The sequence below is a fragment of the Dysgonomonas sp. 521 genome (assembly GCF_010501055.1).
Taxonomy (GTDB): Bacteria; Bacteroidota; Bacteroidia; order Bacteroidales; family Dysgonomonadaceae; genus Dysgonomonas.
Genome location: NZ_QVMO01000149.1, coordinates 1 through 5,297, shown reverse-complemented (window position 1 = coordinate 5,297; position 5,297 = coordinate 1). Strand labels below are relative to the sequence as shown.

Genomic DNA, 5,297 nt, shown 5'->3' with positions numbered 1-5,297 from the left:
GAAAATTCAAATCGAAAAATCAAAGAACGTGCTCACTCCCCTTTATCCATAAGGGTTTTAACGATGTCAATATTTTCTAAACCGGACACTAGTGATAAATTATAAAACACTACAATGAAACTTAAGCTTACATTATTTCTCTCAATTCTATTTATATTGACAAGTTGTAGCGAGATTGAAAGTACTGATCCTATAGAAGTTTACAGATACTGGTCGGGAACAAAGCCTACAGATAATTTGAATTTAAAGAACGGACAATACTGGCAATCGCCTCACTGGACAAAAGAGTATATCATGTATCTGGAATTTCAGCCTACGACAGAATGGTGGAATGAATTTACTCAGTTTAATAATTTAAAAGCTGATACGATAATATATACCCTTCCCGATAACAAACCGGAATGGTTCAATCCTACAGAAACTTATATCCGCTATAGAGTTGATAAGGATTTCGATCAGGGATCGAGATATTTCAGGGATACGATAACCGGAAACTGTTTTATTTACGAGGTTCAGCTCTGACCGGAATTACATTCTTGCTATATCCTTTTCATAATAACCTATCAGCACTGGCTTGAAAAGCGTATTTATCTCCAGTTTGTCCATATCTGCTTTTTCATCATTCGCAAAAAGGAATAAAGACGGATAATTACTTTCATTCAGATACTGGTAAGTAATATTGGGCGGTAGCTTCAAGTTATCAGGAACTATATGCTGTTCCGAAGCCATATTAAAACCCCAGTCGCCGAATGAGGGTACATTCACATGGTAAGGCACTACACAGGGAAATTCTTCTTTCAGTGTCTTATTGATACACCAAAAAGCATTTTTTGTATAATAAGGGCTGTTTGACTGTGTGACCATCACCCCGCCCGGCATCAGGTTATTTTTTATCAGACGGTAAAAGGCTGTGGTATACAGCTTATTTAAGGCGTCATTGTTCGGGTCGGGTAAATCGACAATGATAACATCATACAACTTTTGCGGATGTTGCAGATAGGTGAAAGCATCTTCTATTACTACACTTACTTTCGGATTAAAGAATGCACTGTCGTTTAACCGGCATATTTCGGGATATTCTTTTGCCAGATTTACGACAGCATCGTCCAAATCCACCAGCGTAATAGTTTCTATACCGGGATATTTCAGCAACTGCTTTGCGGCAAGCCCGTCTCCCGCTCCCAATAGCAAAATATCCTTCGCATGCGGACATGCCGCCATCGGAACATGTACCAACGGTTCGTGATACCGGTATTCGTCTGTGGATGAAAATTGCACATTGCCATCGAGGAAAAGTCGCAGATCGTTTTTATGCTTGGTAAGAATTATTTTCTGATAAAGGCTTTGCTTGGAATATACAATCCGGTCGCGGTACAAGCCTTCTTCGAGGGTATAAGTGATATAGTCGCCACTAACGGTAAATCCCAGTACAGTGATAAAGCAAACAATCAGTATGCCCTGAAAGAACTTCCTATATCGGAGATGTTCCCTGTATCGCACAACAATAATAGCGGCAGCAATCAGGTTGATAAGCCCCACCACAAAGCTTGTAGTCACATATCCCAACTGAGGCAAAAGCAGCAAAGGGAAAGCAATGGAACCTATCAGACCGCCAAGATAATCGAAGGTGAAAAGGTTGGCGATATTGGATTTTATATTTTGCTGGTGCCTCTCGATGATGCGCACCAGCATTGGGATTTCGATTCCGACAAGCAGACCAATGGATAAGGTGAGCAGATACATCACCAAAGGGTAGATGCTGGTATAGATATGGCAAACAAACAGCAAGATGCTTGAGAAACTACCCAGCAAGCCCACTGTGATCTCTACCAGCGTAAACGCATCGAACAGGTTGCGGTTCACATATTTTGAAACATAGGAACCGATACCCATAGCAAACAGGTAGAGCCCTATGGTAATAGAAAATTGAGTAATGCTGTTTCCCAACAAATAAGAACTCAGACTTCCTATAATCAGTTCATAAATAATAGAACAGATGGAAATCAGAAGTGTTGTAAACAGAAGCGGGACTGCATTGAACTGCTTTTGTCCCATCCCTATTGTATTGCCCCGCTAATAATAATGCCGATGGCAATAATAAATCCGGCCATAGCGATACCCGCAGCCGAGTTGTGGTCGTCGATGGCTTTGTTTAGGTCTATTTTTCCCAGTTTGCAAAGCAATACCATTGCATAATAGCCGATGGCAAACAGGGCGATGCCGATAGCCCAATATTCTATTGTAGATACTATTCCAGATATACTCATTCCTTTATCCTCCTACAATTACAGACCTGATAATAATAGCAAGCCCTATGAAAATACCGGCTACAAGAAATCCTGTAGCATTACTTTTCTCTTCGAATATTTCGCGCGTAAATTTGTATGGAATAAGCAAATCCATAATTACGGCACCTATGATAAGCAGTACGATACCTAAGGCTCCGTATCCTATCGAATTTAATATTTGTGACATATGTATATATTATATTATTAGTTACTTACCAAAACTTGTACCCCCACCCCGCGAACTGCGGCTGTATACACTGGCCTGACGGGCACTGGATATATAATTATCATATTTAGTCTTATTTACTGTTGTGGGATCGAGATACTTGTTTCTGGAAACGGATCTGAAAAACCAATACAGGCGATGTCCGCGATATGCCCTATAGGGCCTGTATTCATCCTGTGGCTCCTCTCCTTTTTTACTTACCTGCACCAGCGTATTGCCTCCTTCGCCCAAATAGATAAGAGCTGTTTCCTTATCGGTTTGTATCATTATCTGGTCTTCTCCGATAGAGTCATTCGAGGTAACAACCGATTTTACATTCTCAGAGTCCATATCTATTATGGCTTTGCATACGGCATCCGGCGTATAATCAGACCTGTAGATATCACTTTTGGTATTGGACTTATTGTTTGATGTCACCGAGGTTTCGTAAGCAAACATCGCGTTCGACTTCAGTCCATCGCGGATAGGGCGTTTGGAACTGCATGAGGGCCAGAATATGATAAAAGCAATTATTGCCGCAATCGCTGTCCAGACATACACTTTGATGTTTTTACCTCCGCCGGTACTGCTACTGTTTCTACTCCAGTTGCTAATATGCCGAATGCCCAACACCTCTATATCGGCTTCACTGATTTCTTCCCCCAGTGAGGCTTCGGTTTCGTCTTCCCATATTTCGATGGAGAGCTGTTCGCCACTCGTAGAGCGATATTCTTTGTATGAAAAAGATTCGTTGTAATCGAAATCGACATCCCCTTTACAGTCGGCAACCCGAGCTTGTCCTTTTTCTACAAAATTGAAGATAATGTTATTGCACTCCGCTTTTTTGTCCGAATCGGAGAATCTGATACTATTGATTGGAACAGAATGAGACAGGCCAATCTCATACTTCTCCTTACTGATTTTTTCTACCGAAAGCCAGTATTCTTTCCTGCTGCTATCCAGTTTATATTCTGTCCACGCAGCGTTTTTATGCCTGTGCTTCACCAAACCGACAACGGTATAGCTTTTACCTTTTATTTTCAGTTGCTGTCCAACAGGCAGTTTGTCCCACTCGTGCTTTTTTTCTGGTGGAAGCGATGGCAGAACGGATAATGATTGGGATTTTATATTTTCGAACAAAACCCTTTCGCCTACATAAAACTCACTGTATCTCCCCCACGTCTCACTGCTGAAAACGTGCTGGTTGTCGTGCACCGATTCGTAGTCGATAAAGTGCACTTCGTTCCCCATTGTGACATCACTTATGCCGCTTTTGCTGACAACAGTGGCGTCTCCTTCTTCAAGGATGGACGAGCCTTCATCATGCGGTTTAGGATATAACGCGGAATCACCTACTTTGTAGAGAATAAGTTCATCCGGTGAGGATAATTCTATATTGAACCAGAACTCTTCACCGTTGGATGTATCTGTCAGCAGGAATTCTTTCCACTGGTATGCACCCTGCTTGAGTTCCATCACTCCCTGTATGAGGAATGAGCGGCCATTGATTTCGAGGCTGTCGTTTCTTTTGAGTTGGTATATTCTTTCCACGTTTATTGCATGTTAAGGTTATCATTTCCCCGTTCTATAACCTTTATCTGCTTTTCCTCCGGCTGATAATAATCAGAGAGCAAATCGATGATCTTCATCGTATCTGCATCTCCACAGGTAAAGACATCAAGAAATATAGACCGGTATTCGGGATATGTATGGATGGATATATGTGACTCCGCGAGCAAAGCAAAAGCGGTATACCCTCCGTTGGGAAAAACAACATGGTCAAACTTCATCAAGGTCAGACGGGCTTGTTCACAGCAGTTTTCGAGGCACAGCTTCAGGCTGTCCTTGTCGTCGTTTGTGTTAGATATACCATAAAATTCGGCCAGGATATGGCTTCCTTTAAAGCGGTGCTTCATTTATCATAGTTTGTTTTTCGCAAGCAAATATATAAAAAAAGGACAAAGTAATCAACCCAGTTCAAAATTGAGGCAGGATTTCCGGAAATCACGCAAACTCCATTTACCCGAACTTAACTGATTATTGTTGACAATCCTGTCAATATCCTGCTGTGGTAAGAAATCAACACGATCGTGCAGACCATGATTCTTAACAAAGAGTACAAGATTAACATTCGGCGTATACCAATCCATATCGCCCCGCTCTTCCCTCCTGCACAGGAAGCATAATGTCTGGTTTGTTTCTATACTATGATATATATTAGCGCGGGGAAAATCGGTTATAAGCGTACCGTTTTCATCAATATCAGTAATATTAAAGCCATATGGAGCAATGCTCTTAAAGTTTGCATAAGGCAGTTGCCCTTGATTGCCATTAAACCCGGTCTTATTGCTCGAAAGCCGATTGGGATGCCTAGTCCATGTATTATCATTGTGTAAAGCCTCATCAGCAATGGAACAAACAATATTGGTGTTTTCCTTAAAGACTTTACTGATAATAGCATCCGGCAACTCGTCTGAGACAAAAACTTTCCCGGAATCGAAACCGATAGACGATGATGTACTATATCCTGCCTTTGACGGGCCTGTATAAAAAAATGCATCGTGAGGCAATGTCGTCCGCACAGTCCCTTTTCCATTAAAACGGTAATCACGTACAAGGAACTCTACAAATAGTATTTTCTTTGGGAAAAGTATCGGTTGATGTTTCATGCTTACAAGAATTTAATTCAAAAATAGCACTTTCCTTTCCAATCGAGTAGGAGGAAAATGAAATAGTTTCCTCCTATTTCATTTTCCGACCTCTCACACCACCACGCATGCCGTTCGGCACGTGGCGGTTCCTTA

Annotated in this window: 7 protein-coding genes; 1 reads left to right on the top strand and 6 read right to left on the bottom strand. The window is 41.5% G+C overall.

Going from position 1 to position 5,297, the window contains the following annotated elements:
• Positions 1-114 precede the first annotated feature (114 nt).
• The gene (locus D0T84_RS21150) at positions 115-522 is read left to right on the top strand and encodes a hypothetical protein (protein WP_163309921.1); all 408 of its coding nucleotides are present in this window, start codon (positions 115-117) and stop codon (positions 520-522) included.
• 6 nt (positions 523-528) lie between these two features.
• Here D0T84_RS21150 and D0T84_RS21145 read toward each other — a convergent pair whose 3' ends face one another.
• From D0T84_RS21145 to D0T84_RS21120, 6 genes are read right to left on the bottom strand one after another with little or no spacing between them, the layout of a single operon-like run.
• A complete protein-coding gene (locus tag D0T84_RS21145) occupies positions 529-2,055 on the bottom strand; it encodes a polyamine aminopropyltransferase (RefSeq protein ID WP_163309920.1) in 1,527 nt (508 codons plus the stop codon).
• 2 nt (positions 2,056-2,057) lie between these two features.
• Complete coding sequence (locus D0T84_RS21140) at positions 2,058-2,267, bottom strand: DUF350 domain-containing protein (RefSeq protein WP_163309919.1); 210 nt, start codon at positions 2,265-2,267, stop codon at positions 2,058-2,060.
• A gap of 4 nt (positions 2,268-2,271) precedes the next feature.
• Positions 2,272-2,475, bottom strand: a complete 204-nt coding sequence (locus D0T84_RS21135) for a DUF350 domain-containing protein (protein WP_163309918.1) — start codon at positions 2,473-2,475, stop codon at positions 2,272-2,274.
• Between the two features lie 21 nt (positions 2,476-2,496).
• Positions 2,497-4,044, bottom strand: coding sequence for a DUF4178 domain-containing protein (locus D0T84_RS21130; RefSeq protein ID WP_163309917.1), 1,548 nt, complete (start codon positions 4,042-4,044; stop codon positions 2,497-2,499).
• Positions 4,045-4,046: 2 nt separating this feature from the next.
• Positions 4,047-4,409: an adenosylmethionine decarboxylase gene (speD, locus tag D0T84_RS21125; protein WP_163309916.1), complete on the bottom strand. Its 363-nt coding sequence runs from the start codon at positions 4,407-4,409 to the stop codon at positions 4,047-4,049.
• Between the two features lie 51 nt (positions 4,410-4,460).
• Positions 4,461-5,162: a hypothetical protein gene (locus D0T84_RS21120; protein WP_163309915.1), complete on the bottom strand. Its 702-nt coding sequence runs from the start codon at positions 5,160-5,162 to the stop codon at positions 4,461-4,463.
• Positions 5,163-5,297: the final 135 nt, after the last annotated feature.